Below are 14,388 nucleotides of genomic sequence, written 5' to 3' on the forward strand. Positions count from 1 at the left end.
AATTTCCTCCTGTTTTCCCATATAAAAAGGGGACTGTTCGCCAGTCCCCCAAAATTGTTCTTATGCTGCCAGGATAATCTTCTTTTTCCGGCTTGCATAAGTGATCGCCATTGTAGAATGTTCCATGCCTCGCTGTTTCTGATATTGCTTTACATCTGCATAATTTGCAAACGAAAGGATTTTACCATTTTCCTCTAACAAGTTTTCTTCGTTATCCTCCATATTTTCACTCCCGCAGGAAGCCAGCGTCCAGTTTACGTGGCAGATATAACAGGTCATGCCTGCAAATCCCAGATACTTATGTACATACTCTTCCGCTGCCTCAGCACTCGGAAAATAACGTGCATACTCCAGGGAACGGCAAACGATCCGGTCTTTGTACCATCCGGCAAAATACCGGTTCTTTTTCAGTTCAAGTACATACCCTGTCAGATAAATCTTCTGTAAAGCATTTTCTTCCTCGTCCATCATATCAAGAAGCTGTTCCGCATAGATTTTTTTCCATTTCAATGTGTTCTTCTTTATTCTTTTACGCAGCATTATCTTTTTCCTCCTCAGTTCCAACAATGAGTTTTTCTACCATTCTGTACAAGTTCCGGAAATTTCCAGCCTGTCTGCGGCGTGTCATGCAGTCCTGTTCAAATGCCCTGATCACAGCAGAAGTTCTTGCAAACAGTGTGAAGATTTCCTCATCTTTCAGCTGTATGGTAACCTCTTTTTCTTTCCGGTAGCTGTCTTTTTTACAATACTGCCCGCCATTGGCATTATGCATCGCTATACCAGTGCCATTCTGTATCCTGACAACCCACGGATAATTTAAAACTTCTCCTTTGTTGTTGCGAACCTTCCTCTGTATGGAAAATACTGTAACTCTTCCCGTGTTGGAATTTTTATCCTCGCAAAAGATCTTTTGCTGGAAGAATTTAAATTCCTGTACATTATTCCATATACGGGAATACACGTATTTTATGATTTCCGGACTCAGATTTGCATAAACACTGATGCTGTCTTCTTTGCTGTAGTCAACCATGACCGCCCGGATCCTGGAATAATCGCTGGCAAAGTCTTCGTGAAGATGCCAGAACTCCTTTGGTTCTGCCATCCGCAAAAAGCTATTAAATTCCAGTAACGTATTCTGTGTCTTATGAACACAGATCTGCTTTGATACATCCATATTCTGTTCTTTTTCTTTCCTGTTTTTCCTGTTCATCCTTACCTCCTGATAAAACGCAGCAGTTTCTTTGTCAGAAGAGCCGGAAGCTGTTCAAGATCCGTAATATCCAGAAAAGATTCTTCATAAATTTCCTGAATTGCTTCCTTGTCGCTTCCGATCGCAGCAGCCTGAAAGAATACTCCCTGCTGCAGCAGTTTTTTCCGAATCTTCTGAAGGTCCCTTTTTGCCCCTGTGCCTCCATACTGGTTTGCATTAGGTGCACCATCACTGATCACAAACAGCAGTTTCTGCTTTTCCGGTCGTTCCAAAAGACGGCTGCCAGCATACCACAATGCAGTTCCATCCCGGTTGCTTCCATAAGGCTGCATACCAGCAATCCGGAACCGATCCTTTTCATCCGTTTCAAAATCTGCGCAGCAATGCAGATACACTTTTTCGTCTTTCAGGTTCTCATGCCGGTATCCATCTGTATGATGTCCGCACACTAAAACCGGTATTTCTGATTCCATACAAAAATCATACAGGCAAAGTGCTGCAAGAATGGCATGATCCATCCGTTCCCCACACATGGAAAAAGAATTATCGACCAGCACCGCCACACAGATATCCAGATTTTTTCCTGGCTGTTGTTTCTTAAATACTGCCCCAGACGGTGCAGCTATGTTTCGAAGATCTACCCGACGTCCAAGAAAAAGCTTATGTTCCGTGCGTTCTTTCTGATTTTTCAATATAGGAAGCAGTTTCAGGCGAAGTCTCTTTTTTACCTGTTTAAGCTGCCCCTCATACTTTTCTGTCTGTAATTTTAAAAAATCTGATATCTCGGTCTTACGGCAAAGTTTTTTCTGTACCAGGTCATGGCCTTCTTCAAACGGTATCTCCATCAATTCCTTTTGAAGATGTTCGAAAATTTCTTTCTGTATCTTCTCATCAAGCATCTCTTTCGCCATTTCATAAAGGATTTTTTGCAAGGCATTATCACTGGATGCTTCCGTTTCTGAGGCAGGGATGCCACATTCATTCTGTTTGTCTTCGAAGCCACCAGACTCCCTGACACATTTCGGAAGATTTTCACACAGTTGCTGTAGAAACTTCTGAAGCTCTGCCGTGCGCCCGTTTTCATGGCCTTCCGTTTCCTGATCCTCTCCGTTTCTTTCGGTTTTGTCTTCTGTTTCCGACTCCTGTTCCGTATCCTCTTTTCTGATCTTATCTTCATTTTGCTCAGTCTGTGCCCCTGTGTTACCCTGCTTTTCTTCCTCCGGTTCTTCTTCGGATTCATTCGGGTTTTCCTTTTGCCCTTCACGCTCTTCCTGTTCTGGCTTTTGCTCTTCATTTTCTGTACTGTTCTTCTCTATTTCATCTATGATTTTCGCAAAATATTTCCAGATCATCAGAAGAATATGGTTGGTGGCAAGATATCTCTCCATGTCATCTGCTGCCTTTCCCGCTTCATCAATGACCGGCATAAGCAGTTTTAGTGTATCAATAAGCTCGTAATCCGCACCATCCCAGGCATTGACCCTTGAAGACAAGGCATACTGTGCACACAGGTTCATAAGAATAGATAACCTGTCTTTCTCCGTTTCCAGCATTTCCCTAAGTGTTGGAAGCCATTCCACATTTCGGTCACGATTCATAAGGATTCCCCTGCGGATGCTTCCCGGAAAAAGGGCGCACATCTTCTCTTCTATGTACATATCATTCAAAAGATTGCTGAGATAAGATGCTGTCTGCAGAAAAATAGAAAGAATTGCTTTATCTTTTCTTTCAAAGTAGACATTCATCGCATCCAATGCCTCTTTTTCCTGTGCATTTTCCGGTACTGGCTCCTTTGGATACCAGCTGCCATTTAACATATGCTCGGCATACCTTTTTCTAAGTGTAGAATCCGTATACCGGTAATGTCCGCATTCATGTCCCAGAATCCCGATCAGGCTGTCACTTTTTAATTCCAGTGTCAGAAAACTTGACGTAATCTGGTTTCCAAGATTTACGGCAACAGTTTCTCCCTGATTCCATCCTGCAATCCCTGAATTTTTATCATCGTATAACCGTAATGTAGTCAACTTTCCACCCGTGATTTCATGCCCAATCGAGGTCAAAAGATCACGATACTGCGGCGTATGAAATACTTTTTCCGGTGTCAGTTTTTCTTTCTCTGCACATATCTGTTTCCGGTATAAAGCCTTTTTCATTCGTTTCCTCCATCCGTTTTTAATCCACATCACAATGAGGAAGAAGAAAGACGCGTTCCATAGTTCCCTGTTCTTCCCTGTCCATGGATGCTTTACTGAGCAGTGCTGTCCAAGCTGACCTCCTGAAATCATTGGAAACCATGTAACTTAACACCCAGTTTTCCAATTCCCGGTATCCGCATACGCCATCCGTAATGTCCTGTTCGATCAAATATTCATGGATCTTGCAGACCGTGGCAGCCATAAAGGACAGAAGTTCTTTGTTTTTAAACCCTGTTCTTTTCATTGCCCTTTTTACCATTTCCTCTTCTGTCAGGGCTTCCTTTGGCTGAATCAGATTCATTCGGGAAAGAACTGACTGGTTGAAGTTCTGACAGCCAACATAATCCAGATTGGTGGTCATGATCACAATCGTATCCGGATTTCTCCGTATCTGTTCTCCATTTACCAGATCGGTTACAGCTCCATCGTCAAACAGGGAGTTTAATCTCGTAAGTGTCCCAGGTTTTTCAATCATGGCCGGCTCCTGAATTTCAAGCACAGATGGTTCCCTGCATGCCTTTACGATTTCTGACTCTTTTAATAGAAAGTCTTTTTCATTTTTCGACTTTTCATAGCCTTTTTCATAAACTGCTTTCAGGATCTCCCGAAAAGCTTTTTCCCGGCTGATCCCCTCCTCATAAATGCCATTTACCGTTGCAAGAGCTGAAGCCGGATCCATTTCAATGTCTTCCAGACTTGGCAATTCCATTTCCAGATGTGCTGTTCCGCCCATATTTGGCACGGTGGTCGCTAAAAGTTCCAGTTCATCCGTTCCAGGTCCACAGGTGAACACATAATATGGAAGCCCTAAGATCTGGGCGATCATTCTGGCATCCGTTGTCTTTCCAGTACCGGCATCGCCTGTCATCATAAACAGCCTTGCCGGTGTCTTATCCACCATCTGCAGGATTTCTTCAGCTTCCTTACTTACCAGATAGTCTTCTGGAAGCGAAGGGATCCTTTCTTTTGTCCTTTCATTTACATCCCATCTGCCAGAGTAGATCTGTTTTAATTCAAAAAGTGTTCTTTTTGTCTTCTCATTTACAGGCAAAAGCACATGAAACTTTCCATAGATTTCATCGTTTGGTGCATATACCCCGGCCGCAATTTTATATTCCGGAAGCACATCCTCCAGTTCCTCTGCACGGAACTGGCTCTTTTCCAGCGGGACCGCCTGCTGTGGATTTGCTATTACTTCACAGTACATGGCATCGCAACAGATAAATGCCGCCCTCAGTGTAGCTTCCGTGTCTTCCCATTCCTTTTTTTCCTGTTCTTCCAGTATGTAGAAATTTTTTTGGAACTCTTCGTTAAATAAAGGATTATCCGGGACCAGATTGGCATAAGCCAAAAGGGCCAGGTACTGTTCGCCTGTGTTTTTGCCCTCCCGGATTCCCGGAAGCTTCTCGTTTCTTTCTTCTGTCTTTAAAGTCCCACTGAAACGTCCGTTTTTCGAATTATAAGTCATTACATACTTTCCCTGATGTCCAGGATATTCCATGCAGAAATAATTTATGGTATCCCTGCCCCTTTGTATACCGGCAGCACCAGAGTCTTTTTCTTTCCGGATCTGAATCAGTGTCAGAAGTGCATGTAACGTAGGCCCATGAAGGCGGGAGACTTTTCCCTGCTTCCTGATATTTCGCATGGAACAATCCGCTTCATCATAGCTGATCCGTTTTTTCCCTGCTTTTTCCAACATCATCCGAAATGGGTCCGGAATGGGTTCTTTCATAATCCATGGTGCATAAAAACAAAGATCTGGCATTTTGTTCCCTCCTCTTTCATTATGTGATTTTCTGCATACGAAGGAAAGAAACAGGCAGAGCATTGGATTTTTCCAACGTCTGCCTGTCATTCATTCTTTATGCGCTCTTTTCCTGTTCCAGGATTGCTTCATATATTTTTCGGATACGGTACCCAAACATGGTGTTTCGCCGACTGATGTAATCCGTCCGGATAGCCTGTGCGATTGCACGTTTGCTTCCCACAATTATAAACCTTTCTCTGGCTCTTGTTACTGCCGTATAGAAAATGTTTCTGCGAAGCATCCACCGGAAACATGGAAGCATTGGAAGGATTGCCATCGGATATTCACTGCCCTGAGCCTTATGTACCGTAATCGCATATGCCAGTGTCAGCGGCCAATAGTCTTCCTCCTGATATTCCATGACCCGGCCATCCCCAAAATCTACACGCATGACCATTTTTTGATCTTTCCGAAAAATCCCTATGACTTCTCCAATATCGCCATTTGCTACTTCATCGTTGTTTTTTGTCTGCATGACCCGGTCACCTTCCCGGTAAGTATTCCTGCCATTTGTGATTTCCGGATAACCGAAACGCTTTGGATTCGCAATGTCACGCAATACCAGATTCAATGCATCCGTACCTGCTTCCGTATCTTTTCGAAGCGGTGACATCACCTGCACTTCTTCCAGAGAACCGTTTCTCTGCAGTACTTCTTTTCGATAGATCTTCTGTATCTTTCGCGAAGCCTCCTCCGGTGTGGAAGCCGGAATAAACTGAAAGGTATCATCAAACACCAGATCCAGCTGATTCTTATTGATCTTAATGGCATTCTGGCTGATGGTGGAATTCCCTTCCTGTCGGAAACATTCATCTAAGACAGTTACCGGAAATACGCCGGAATCAATGATCTCCTGAAATACTTTTCCAGGCCCTACGGATTCGATCTGATCTTTATCACCCACCAGAACCAGTCTGGCACCGGATTTAATACTGGAAAACAGTTTATCCGCCAGATACATATCGACCATGCTGAACTCATCTGCTATGATCAGGTCATCTGGAATTGGCTGCTCGTTCTTCCATTCTTCCTCTCCAGCTTCTCCGGTAAGCCCTATGGATTTATGGATCGTCAGTGCTGGATACTCTGTACATTCCCGCATTCGCCTTCTGGCGATACCTGTAGGTGCACATAAAAGGATCACCGCATTTTTATCCAATGCTTCCTGTACAGCAATGATGAAACGGATCACCGTAGTCTTTCCTCTGCCGGGTCCTCCTGTAATGATGGATACCGGGTTTTCAAAGACATTTTTTACTGCCACCTGCTGTTTCGCATTCAAAATAATATCCTGTTCTTTCTGGATCTTTCTTAAAATACGGTCAACATTTACAGCCATTCCCGTCTGCATATGGAGTCTGACTAATGCGGCAGCAGCTCCCAGTTCGGCCTGGAAACTTTTGCGTGTATAAAACCCTCCATCGTGGCAGACCAGGCTTCCATCTGTATGGATCATATCATTGCCTGTATCCCGGATTGCCCGTTCAGAGACCGGTGAAACATCTTTATTGTGATTTAAAAGTTTTTCGACACGTTCAATAATGTCCTCTCTTTTTAAATACAAATGTCCTTCGCCTTCTGCTTCTGACATAATATGCAAAATAGCAGCCTTAATGCGAAGGGGATCATCTGCACGGAAATGTTTTGCCTTTACTGCAATCTGGTCAACAGTCAGAAATCCAAATCCATGAACCTCACAGAGCCGGAAAGGCTCCTCCTTCACGATCATAACTGCAGCAGGGCCAAATTTCTCTTGTATTTTTGAAACTTTTGCAGGAGTCACCCCAAAAGGGGACAAATACATCATCAGTTCCCGGATGGAACTGCTTTTTTGATATCCTTCCAGAATATCATCTAAGCGTTTCTGCGTAATTCCTTTTACCCGAAGAAGTTTCTCCGGGCTGTCATTAAAAACATTCAGTGTATCTTCCCCAAACGTTTCTACGATGCGAGCTGCCATTGCCGGTCCGATCCCTTTGATCAGGGATGACGACAAATAAGTCCGAATACCTTCTTTTGTGGTTGGCATGGTTACTGAAAAATTGCTCACACTATACTGCATTCCATATTTTGTGGGTTTCCAGTCTCCCGTCAGTTCCACATCCAGGCCTTCGTTTGTCGGAAGTTCGGTTCCAAATGCCTGAAATATTCCATAATTTCCATTCTTTTGTTTTTTTACTTCCTCCGGTAAATCTTCATTGGTCATGTAGGAAGCTACCGTATATCCACTTCCTGCATTATAATAGATCTGCCGGATGGCTTTACAGCAAATGCTCATGTTCCAGCTCCTCTCTACCATGAGATCCAGAGATAATTATTGCATCCCATACTGGTGATGAAACCATCCTTCTTTAGTTTTTCCCGGATCACCTCTGTCTGTCCAAAAGGATATCCTTTTAAAATTCCAACCCTTCGATATTTCCTTTTTCCAATGGAAATACTGCAGATTCCTTCCCTGTTTACTGAAAAACGGTTTCGATTTTCAGATTCCAGAGTTTTCCGAATCGCCTGGATCCGCTCAAAGCCTTCATCTTCGTACCATATGGCAGCCTGTGCCCTGCATCTTGCCTGCTTCTCCTGATTATCGAAATTTACCGTTTCCGATCCCTTCTCATGATTTTTCGGTAAATCCTCGGTCTTTTCAGCATCTGCATGTACTTTACGGGCATCTGCACTCTTTTGCTGTTTGTTGTCATCATCATTCTCATTCGTTTCCTCCTTGTCCTTTTTCATAATAAATTTTTCATAGAAAAACAGTCCTGCTGCAACCGGAATGACCAGTGAAAGGGACTGTATGATCACTGCCAGAAATACCGGCCATAAAAATGGTGATACTAACAGACCAAAAATTCCAGTTATCACGCACAGCTGTTTATGTGCAGACAACCATTTGTTCATTTTCTCCATCATAAGCATTTCCTCCTATGATTTGCTCAGTCAAAATCCAGTTTTTCATCATCTGTTTCCATGTACCGGTCATCAATATCCTGACTACGCTCCCGACTTCTTGCCGAAGTTCCTCTGGATCTTGTCCCGCCAGAATTTGATCTCCGTCTATCATCTGATGCATCTGTCCTGGTATTGTTTCTGTATCTTCCACTTTCACGTTCCCTGTCATAGTCACGGTCATCCATTTCTGCTGCTCTTTCACTTCTGGTGCTTCTGGAAGCTGAACGCTGGTTTTCTGCACGGTCAGAACGGTTTCGATTAGAAGATGCCCTTGTTTCTCTTTCCGGCTCTTCCCGCTCGTCATTTCCAGATTCTAAAGCTTTCTTACTTTCTGCAAAAGAAATCTCTTCAATCATAAGCCGCATGCCGTAGACATTTTCACCAGCCCGATTCTTGTAGTTGTCATTCTGCATACGACCTTCTACCAGAATCTTGATACCCTTAAACAGATATTTTTCCGCGAACTCTGCTTTTCTGCCAAAAGCCGTACAGCTGAAGAAATCTGCTTCCGGATCTCCTCTTCGTACAAATTTCCGGTTTACCGCCAAGCGAAAGTTTGCGATGGCAAGTTCTCCATTCTCTGTCTGTGTGTAGCGTAAATCTGGCTCATTTACTACTCGTCCCATCATGATTGATTTGTTCATAATTGTCCTCCCATAACTTTATAAAGTTTTCCAGTTTCATTCCAGATGTTCCCGCATACATTTGACTAATGCTCCCATACCATTTTTTCGGATCTCGCGGGCAGCAGAGTCAGCCGTACATAAATTTTTCGCCATCTCCAGTGATTCTTCTCCCGGATGTGTTGCAAACAATACCGGTATCAGATAAAACAGAGATTTTTTGACCAGCATATCATATGCCATCTTAAAAGATTCAGGCGAGGTTTCCTTTCCATCTGGATTACATACGATCTGCCATACTCCTGGATATTCGATAATCCATTCAAGAAGGTGCACGACCTCCTTTTCCATCTTTTTTCGTTTCATAACGCCCTCCTTGCATTCTGAGTTTCCTTGTGTTTTTTATGATCCTCCTTTCCTTATTTGCTGATCTGTACTTGTTGTCTGCCATATTTTTGCAACAAAAAAAGGCCATTTAGAAATTTTCATTCTAAATGACCTTATTCATTACAAAGGCAGGAGGCTTTTGGCTCCTTAATGTTTTACTCCCGGTCAGATCCGGAACCAGCGTTTCTTATCTGTGTCTACAGATACAAATACAAATCTCACAATCATATTAACACAAGATATTGTTGGCGTCAATCGCACTTTTGCTATATTTTGTATTTGGATCGTTCAAAGATTTATGATATCTATTCTGACTTGTTTCAGCCAAAACGGGAATCAGATTCTGTTTCAAGAGATGAATGATGTTGCACTGACAACTCACTCATTTTTCTTTCAAATCCTCCCATGGTTCCATTTCCATTTCCTCCCAGGTGACACCATATGGTGCACCTCCGGAGGTATAACCTGCAATAAAGAAAAATCTGTCATCCTGCAAGATTTCATCTGCTGTCGACTTTTCTCTTGCTTCTTTCTTCCGTTTTGCCTGTCTCTGTTGCTTCTTCTGTTTTATAATAACAGCTTTTTCTTCTGGCGTCTTCTTATGCTTTTTTGCTGTAAGTATTTCCAATGTAATTCCGCTCTCAATATCTCTCAGGATACGTTCTTCATATCCCCTCTCACGCTTTTCGACAATTTTATAGAAGTCTTCATATTCAGTTTGGGGAGCAAGTGTTTGAACAGTCGCAAACAGACTTTTGCAAATATCATTCATTTCAGCAGCATCCGGCATTCTCTGATTTTCAAGGTAAAACTTCAGATACATTTTGTATGTTTTATCAGCTATTGCACTTTTCTGTTTTTGTTTTAAGTTTTTATAGCTTCTGTCATTCCTCTGCATCTATGATTCCTTATCTTCCTTCTTTTTCCTGCGCCATCAGATCAACATTTATTGTACAAAACGCCTACCTTTTCTGCAAGAAATATTTTTTGTATATAAATAAAACAGTCTATGTAGTCCTCGCATTTCATCTGGCGCTTTCATCGCATGTTGATACATGAGCTTATTTCCAAATCGGCTTTCAAATGTAATGGATAACACAATAGTTAAAATTGGCAATGGCAAAAAACGAGAAATATTCATTTTGCATGGTGACAGTCTGCCAAACTTTTTCTTTAAAAAGCAAAAATTTCTTTTCAGTCTTTTTGCTGTTTTTCTCTCGGTCTTCCATTCTTTTCCTGCTTTTTCTGGACAATCTGCTTCATAATATGCATCTGCAATCGGAACTACCATAGCCAGATGGCAAAGCTGCCACATATGCATATCTTTTACCTTGCTGATATGGTATATGGGAATGTTTTAATATCTTTGAAAACTTTTTCGCTCTTTCAGATGTATTTCCCGATATCTCTGCAAATGTTGTTGGCTGTATTAGCTTCGGTGTGAGTGCAGCATCCAATATTCCATCGTTTATGCTTCCACCTGCTCCTGGAAAAGCTGGAAAAACGTAACCGTTTCACCGTTTACGATGTACAGGCTTCTTTTGTCTTGCCATGTTATGACTACATTAGTTGGACCGGCGTGGCAAAGACTGGAGAAATGGTATATTATAGTGTCTCTGAAAATTATGGCAACGGTGGAAACTACATTTCCTCTATAAAACCAGGCGAAAGTGTACAGCTGAACATGGCCTGGATCGTAAATGAAAGCGACCTCAAAAATCTGTATCTGAATGTGACTGGAGACGGAGCTTCATATGAGTTCTCTGAATATATACTGAAAAAGGGACTAGTAGATATTCGCAAATAATATATGCTATCGTTTATGATCCCATTTTTTATATGTCATATATGAAAAAGCGTTTTTCGATTCCTTTTGGTTTCGAAAAACGCTTTCTTTGCTTCTTCGATCTCTGCACATGAAGTGTAATCTGTGGTATCCAATACGATTTCCTCATTCTTTCCATTGCCGGTTAATAATTATAACGACAGTGTACTATATGAAGCAACCGACAACAACAAAAATCGTTAGATGAGTTTTGACAGAAAAAGAGATTCTACACTGTAAGTGGAACCTCTTATCTATTAACGCAATGGACAATCAGATACTTTTATATTTTGAGCCAATTTATGCAACCCAAGATGTCTGCAGTAGTTTTCCAAATCTTTTGGATTCTGGGATGAACGTGGTCCGATAATAATTGAATTGATAATATCTTCCCTGTGCATATTTTCTGTTTCTAAGACTTTTTGTAAATCTAAAATGTAGAACTCTTTTATTATATTGAATGTTTTGTATTCGATATGAGGATCGTTGTCCGTTACAAAATATGGTGCGATTCGGATTTCCTTTTCAGCAGTAAATGTAGGATGTTTGTGAATAAGGGCACATAATGCTAAATTATCAATGAATCCATCTAAGTTGGAAAATCCTTCCAGAATTCCAGTGGAAATATATGAAGACAATAATTTGTATAATTCATGATCCCTGGTCTCCTGAGTATAATACTGTTCGCCAATGATCATCCCATGATAATATAACAGGTTGTGCAATGCTTCGGTATTGAATTCTATTGCAACACCACGTCCATGATCGGCATAGCGGTCCCATTGAGCTGCATCGTCTAATGCCTGTGACAAACAGAACATAAAAAGGTGTTTTTGCGATGTTCTGTCATATATTTCTTTAAATATTTTATCAACATCACATTTGGGTTTTATATTGTTTTGGGTAAGACCGTTCTCAATGTTCTGCTTCAGGTTATCAATAAACCCAATCACTTCTTTTGCATCATTCACATTCGTTGCGCTGCCAAACCAAATCTTTTTTTTCCTTAAAATTCCATCCAAGGCTGGAAAAGAAGTGTAATGCCATAAAGTTTTACCAACTTTCTGAACAAATTTGTCAGTAGATTCCTGTCTTTTCTGAATTTCTACTAAATTGTAGGTCATATACAATACCTCTTCTGAAATAATATCATTTGAATATGCATCGATCGGACAAATCCTTTATTCTGTATAGATGTTCCCATTCTCATCCGTCCAGGTGCCGTCACCATTGTCTGTGTATCCGACCCCATCTGCGTCACAATAATAATAATCTCCGTTTGTTGTTTCTATTACATTAACAGTACCGTTACTGCCCTGAAGTTCATGCTGTTCCAGTTGGTTTCCGAAATGATAACCTTCGTCATTCCAAGTACGATATGAATTTCCATTGGCATCTGCCCAGTTTCCATCTCCCTGATAACTGTATCGGCTCCCATAAGCATCAGAATAGGTCCCATCTCCGTTATCGTAAAGAACTCTGGATTCTTCATCTCCTTCACCCGGTGCTACAATTGATGCTACACCGAAAGTAGTAGTGAATCCACTGGTATATGGTACGCCTGCTGGCAGATTTTCATAAGATGAAACAGACTCGTTGTTGTCAGAGGTAATTCCATCATCGGTCGTTTCACTTACCTGTCCGCTGTTTTCCATGGCAGGTTCATCATTTGTTTCCGCATCCGCTTTTTCCTCTTCATCTACAGAATCCTCTGTATCTGTATTCTCTGTCACTCCTCCTTCGTCCTGTGTTTCAGCAGCTTTCTGCATAGTTACCATTTCAGAAAACGGTGCATAATCCGGTACATTATTTTTCTCTGGATCTGCATTTTTTTCAATACCAGACTTCTCCGTCTCTACTGAAACTGTATCTGTCCCGGCAGAGACATTAAATACCAGATTACCGCCTGCAAGCAGCAGCGTCACAAGAATTCCCGGAAGAATTCCTTTGCGGAGTTTCCGAATGTTCACCATATACAGAATCCGATCTTTAAACACCATTTCGCTGTCATTAAGACTTGCTGTCACATATGGAATCTGATTTTCCATGGCCACTGTCCTGAGAAGCAGCTGTCGATATAATTTATGTTCCTTTTTATTAACTCTGCGAACAACCGCTGTATCACACAGATTTTCAATATCCTTATCCGCTTCTTTCAGCATGATAAGAAGAAAGGGATTGAACCAGTATATCGATGCACAGATTCGAAGGAGCATCTTATACCAGAGATCCCGATGGCAATAATGTGTAAGTTCATGGTAAAAGATAAGTTTTCTTTCTTCTGCTGAATACCCGGTTGCTGGTAGATACAATTTTGTATGTAAAAGTCCTGCAAGAAGCGGTGTGGTAAGACCTGCGTTTTGCCTGAGTTCCGGTATTCTGCGTACGTGCTTCTTTTGACACGCTGCACGGTACATCTGAATACTCACCGTATCACTTACCTGTAGACTCATCCGTTCCAGATTCCTTATAGAAAAATAATATGCCAGCAATTCTCCTGTCAGTTTAAGTACCGCTACGCTCAGCCAGACAGCAGCAAAAATCAAAGCCACAATTCCCAGCCATTTATCTGATTCGTACCTGACAGTTCTCTTTTGTTCCGGGATTTCTGTCAGATTTTTCATGTCATTGCTCGCAGATGATACGTTTTCTGTTATCTTCTGACTTTCCTCTGGTCTGACTGCGTAATCCGTTATCTTCGGGTTTTGCGTATTCTGTTGACTGCTTCTAAGTACTTTGAAATCCACCAGTGCCAGATTCGCCGGAAGGCGCACCGGAACACAAAGGCTTATCGTAATCAACAGCCAGATAAGGTACTTCCATCTCGCTGATACACGTCCTTTAAACAGAGTCGCAAGCACTTTTACCAGTAAAATTACTACTGCTGCAATAATGTTCAGTTTCAGAATGTGCAGAATGAAAACCTCCATAATTCGCTATTCCTCCCTGTCCTCCAGGTTCTTAAGAAATTCACTGAGATCCTGGACTTCTTCTGAGCTGATCTTCTTTCCATGATAAAGTGAAGTTACAAACTTTTTTAGTGAATTCCCATAAAGTTTCTCAAGAACACTCTGGCTTTCATGTGCCTGATAATCTGACTGCGAAACCAGGGGTGTATACAGATTCATTTTTCCCTGTTTCGTCACTTCCACGAAATTTTTGTTCTCCAATCTGGTCAGCAATGACAAAATTGTTGTTGATGCAAGTTTTTTCTTCATATTGATCACTTTCTCAATCTCCGGTCTGGTCATCGGCGGAGTATTATTCCAAAGAACGAGCATAATATCCAGCTCTGATTCCGGAAGTCTCTGGTAAGTTTTTTTCACTTTTTCATACCTCCTGTTACATATTTTCTACAAATGTAGGAATAACTCTATTTTACCACA

Annotated in this window: 14 protein-coding genes; 1 reads left to right on the forward strand and 13 read right to left on the reverse strand. The window is 41.7% G+C overall.

From position 1 onward, the window contains the following. Positions 1–60: 60 nt before the first annotated feature. The 10 genes from CCC17_RS07210 to CCC17_RS07255 form a co-directional block, all read right to left on the reverse strand. Positions 61–540, reverse strand: coding sequence for a hypothetical protein (locus CCC17_RS07210; protein WP_117593952.1), 480 nt, complete (start codon positions 538–540; stop codon positions 61–63). Continuing rightward, positions 530–1,210, reverse strand: a complete 681-nt coding sequence (locus tag CCC17_RS07215) for a hypothetical protein (protein ID WP_117593954.1) — start codon at positions 1,208–1,210, stop codon at positions 530–532. The genes CCC17_RS07210 and CCC17_RS07215 overlap by 11 nt, the downstream gene beginning before the upstream one ends. Before the next feature lie 2 nt (positions 1,211–1,212). Then, entirely contained in the window at positions 1,213–3,366 is a 2,154-nt protein-coding gene (locus CCC17_RS07220) for a cobaltochelatase CobT-related protein (RefSeq protein WP_287082815.1), read from the reverse strand. 19 nt (positions 3,367–3,385) lie between these two features. Beyond that, positions 3,386–5,176, reverse strand: coding sequence for a hypothetical protein (locus CCC17_RS07225; RefSeq protein WP_287082816.1), 1,791 nt, complete (start codon positions 5,174–5,176; stop codon positions 3,386–3,388). 97 nt (positions 5,177–5,273) lie between these two features. Next, the gene (gene recD2 / locus CCC17_RS07230; RefSeq protein ID WP_154780647.1) at positions 5,274–7,496 is read right to left on the reverse strand and encodes an SF1B family DNA helicase RecD2; all 2,223 of its coding nucleotides are present in this window, start codon (positions 7,494–7,496) and stop codon (positions 5,274–5,276) included. A 14-nt stretch (positions 7,497–7,510) separates the two neighbouring features. Beyond that, positions 7,511–8,128: a hypothetical protein gene (locus CCC17_RS07235; RefSeq protein WP_154780648.1), complete on the reverse strand. Its 618-nt coding sequence runs from the start codon at positions 8,126–8,128 to the stop codon at positions 7,511–7,513. Positions 8,129–8,151: 23 nt separating this feature from the next. Continuing rightward, positions 8,152–8,811, reverse strand: a complete 660-nt coding sequence (gene ssb, locus CCC17_RS07240) for a single-stranded DNA-binding protein (RefSeq protein WP_110925771.1) — start codon at positions 8,809–8,811, stop codon at positions 8,152–8,154. A 36-nt stretch (positions 8,812–8,847) separates the two neighbouring features. Beyond that, positions 8,848–9,156 (reverse strand): hypothetical protein, encoded by a 309-nt coding sequence (locus tag CCC17_RS07245; protein ID WP_015525087.1) that lies wholly within the window; start codon positions 9,154–9,156, stop codon positions 8,848–8,850. A 403-nt stretch (positions 9,157–9,559) separates the two neighbouring features. Beyond that, on the reverse strand, positions 9,560–9,949 hold the full coding sequence (locus CCC17_RS07250) for a hypothetical protein (protein WP_243097344.1): 390 nt from the start codon (positions 9,947–9,949) through the stop codon (positions 9,560–9,562). 174 nt (positions 9,950–10,123) lie between these two features. Then, positions 10,124–10,498 carry a hypothetical protein gene (locus CCC17_RS07255; RefSeq protein WP_243032747.1) on the reverse strand — a complete coding sequence of 125 codons (375 nt, stop codon included), beginning with the start codon at positions 10,496–10,498 and terminating at the stop codon, positions 10,124–10,126. A 276-nt stretch (positions 10,499–10,774) separates the two neighbouring features. Between CCC17_RS07255 and CCC17_RS07260 the strand changes: the two genes are divergently transcribed. Beyond that, positions 10,775–10,984: a hypothetical protein gene (locus tag CCC17_RS07260; RefSeq protein WP_187307714.1), complete on the forward strand. Its 210-nt coding sequence runs from the start codon at positions 10,775–10,777 to the stop codon at positions 10,982–10,984. Positions 10,985–11,259: 275 nt separating this feature from the next. Here the strand turns inward: CCC17_RS07260 and CCC17_RS07265 are convergent, their stop codons facing one another. The 3 genes from CCC17_RS07265 to CCC17_RS07275 are packed head-to-tail and all read right to left on the reverse strand — an operon-like array spanning position 11,260 to position 14,328. Then, positions 11,260–12,126, reverse strand: coding sequence for a DUF2971 domain-containing protein (locus CCC17_RS07265; protein ID WP_059085782.1), 867 nt, complete (start codon positions 12,124–12,126; stop codon positions 11,260–11,262). Positions 12,127–12,183: 57 nt separating this feature from the next. Further along, on the reverse strand, positions 12,184–13,932 hold the full coding sequence (locus tag CCC17_RS07270) for a M56 family metallopeptidase (protein ID WP_117639907.1): 1,749 nt from the start codon (positions 13,930–13,932) through the stop codon (positions 12,184–12,186). A gap of 6 nt (positions 13,933–13,938) precedes the next feature. Beyond that, the gene (locus CCC17_RS07275; protein ID WP_026649345.1) at positions 13,939–14,328 is read right to left on the reverse strand and encodes a BlaI/MecI/CopY family transcriptional regulator; all 390 of its coding nucleotides are present in this window, start codon (positions 14,326–14,328) and stop codon (positions 13,939–13,941) included. Between the last annotated feature and the right edge of the window lie 60 nt (positions 14,329–14,388).

This window comes from Blautia sp. LMAG:36, assembly GCF_008680535.1.
In the GTDB taxonomy this organism is placed as follows: Bacteria; Bacillota; Clostridia; order Lachnospirales; family Lachnospiraceae; genus Blautia_A; species Blautia_A fusiformis.

Coding starts and splice junctions, on each gene's coding strand:
- CCC17_RS07270 (WP_117639907.1), bottom strand. CDS start 13,932: ATGGAGGTTTTCATTCTGCACATTCTGAAACTGAACATTATTGCAGCA.
- CCC17_RS07265 (WP_059085782.1), bottom strand. CDS start 12,126: ATGACCTACAATTTAGTAGAAATTCAGAAAAGACAGGAATCTACTGAC.
- CCC17_RS07210 (WP_117593952.1), bottom strand. CDS start 540: ATGCTGCGTAAAAGAATAAAGAAGAACACATTGAAATGGAAAAAAATC.
- CCC17_RS07255 (WP_243032747.1), bottom strand. CDS start 10,498: ATGCATATGTGGCAGCTTTGCCATCTGGCTATGGTAGTTCCGATTGCA.
- CCC17_RS07245 (WP_015525087.1), bottom strand. CDS start 9,156: ATGAAACGAAAAAAGATGGAAAAGGAGGTCGTGCACCTTCTTGAATGG.
- CCC17_RS07250 (WP_243097344.1), bottom strand. CDS start 9,949: ATGAATGATATTTGCAAAAGTCTGTTTGCGACTGTTCAAACACTTGCT.
- recD2 (WP_154780647.1), bottom strand. CDS start 7,496: ATGAGCATTTGCTGTAAAGCCATCCGGCAGATCTATTATAATGCAGGA.
- CCC17_RS07235 (WP_154780648.1), bottom strand. CDS start 8,128: ATGATGGAGAAAATGAACAAATGGTTGTCTGCACATAAACAGCTGTGC.
- CCC17_RS07215 (WP_117593954.1), bottom strand. CDS start 1,210: ATGAACAGGAAAAACAGGAAAGAAAAAGAACAGAATATGGATGTATCA.
- CCC17_RS07220 (WP_287082815.1), bottom strand. CDS start 3,366: ATGAAAAAGGCTTTATACCGGAAACAGATATGTGCAGAGAAAGAAAAA.
- ssb (WP_110925771.1), bottom strand. CDS start 8,811: ATGAACAAATCAATCATGATGGGACGAGTAGTAAATGAGCCAGATTTA.
- CCC17_RS07260 (WP_187307714.1), top strand. CDS start 10,775: ATGGTATATTATAGTGTCTCTGAAAATTATGGCAACGGTGGAAACTAC.
- CCC17_RS07225 (WP_287082816.1), bottom strand. CDS start 5,176: ATGCCAGATCTTTGTTTTTATGCACCATGGATTATGAAAGAACCCATT.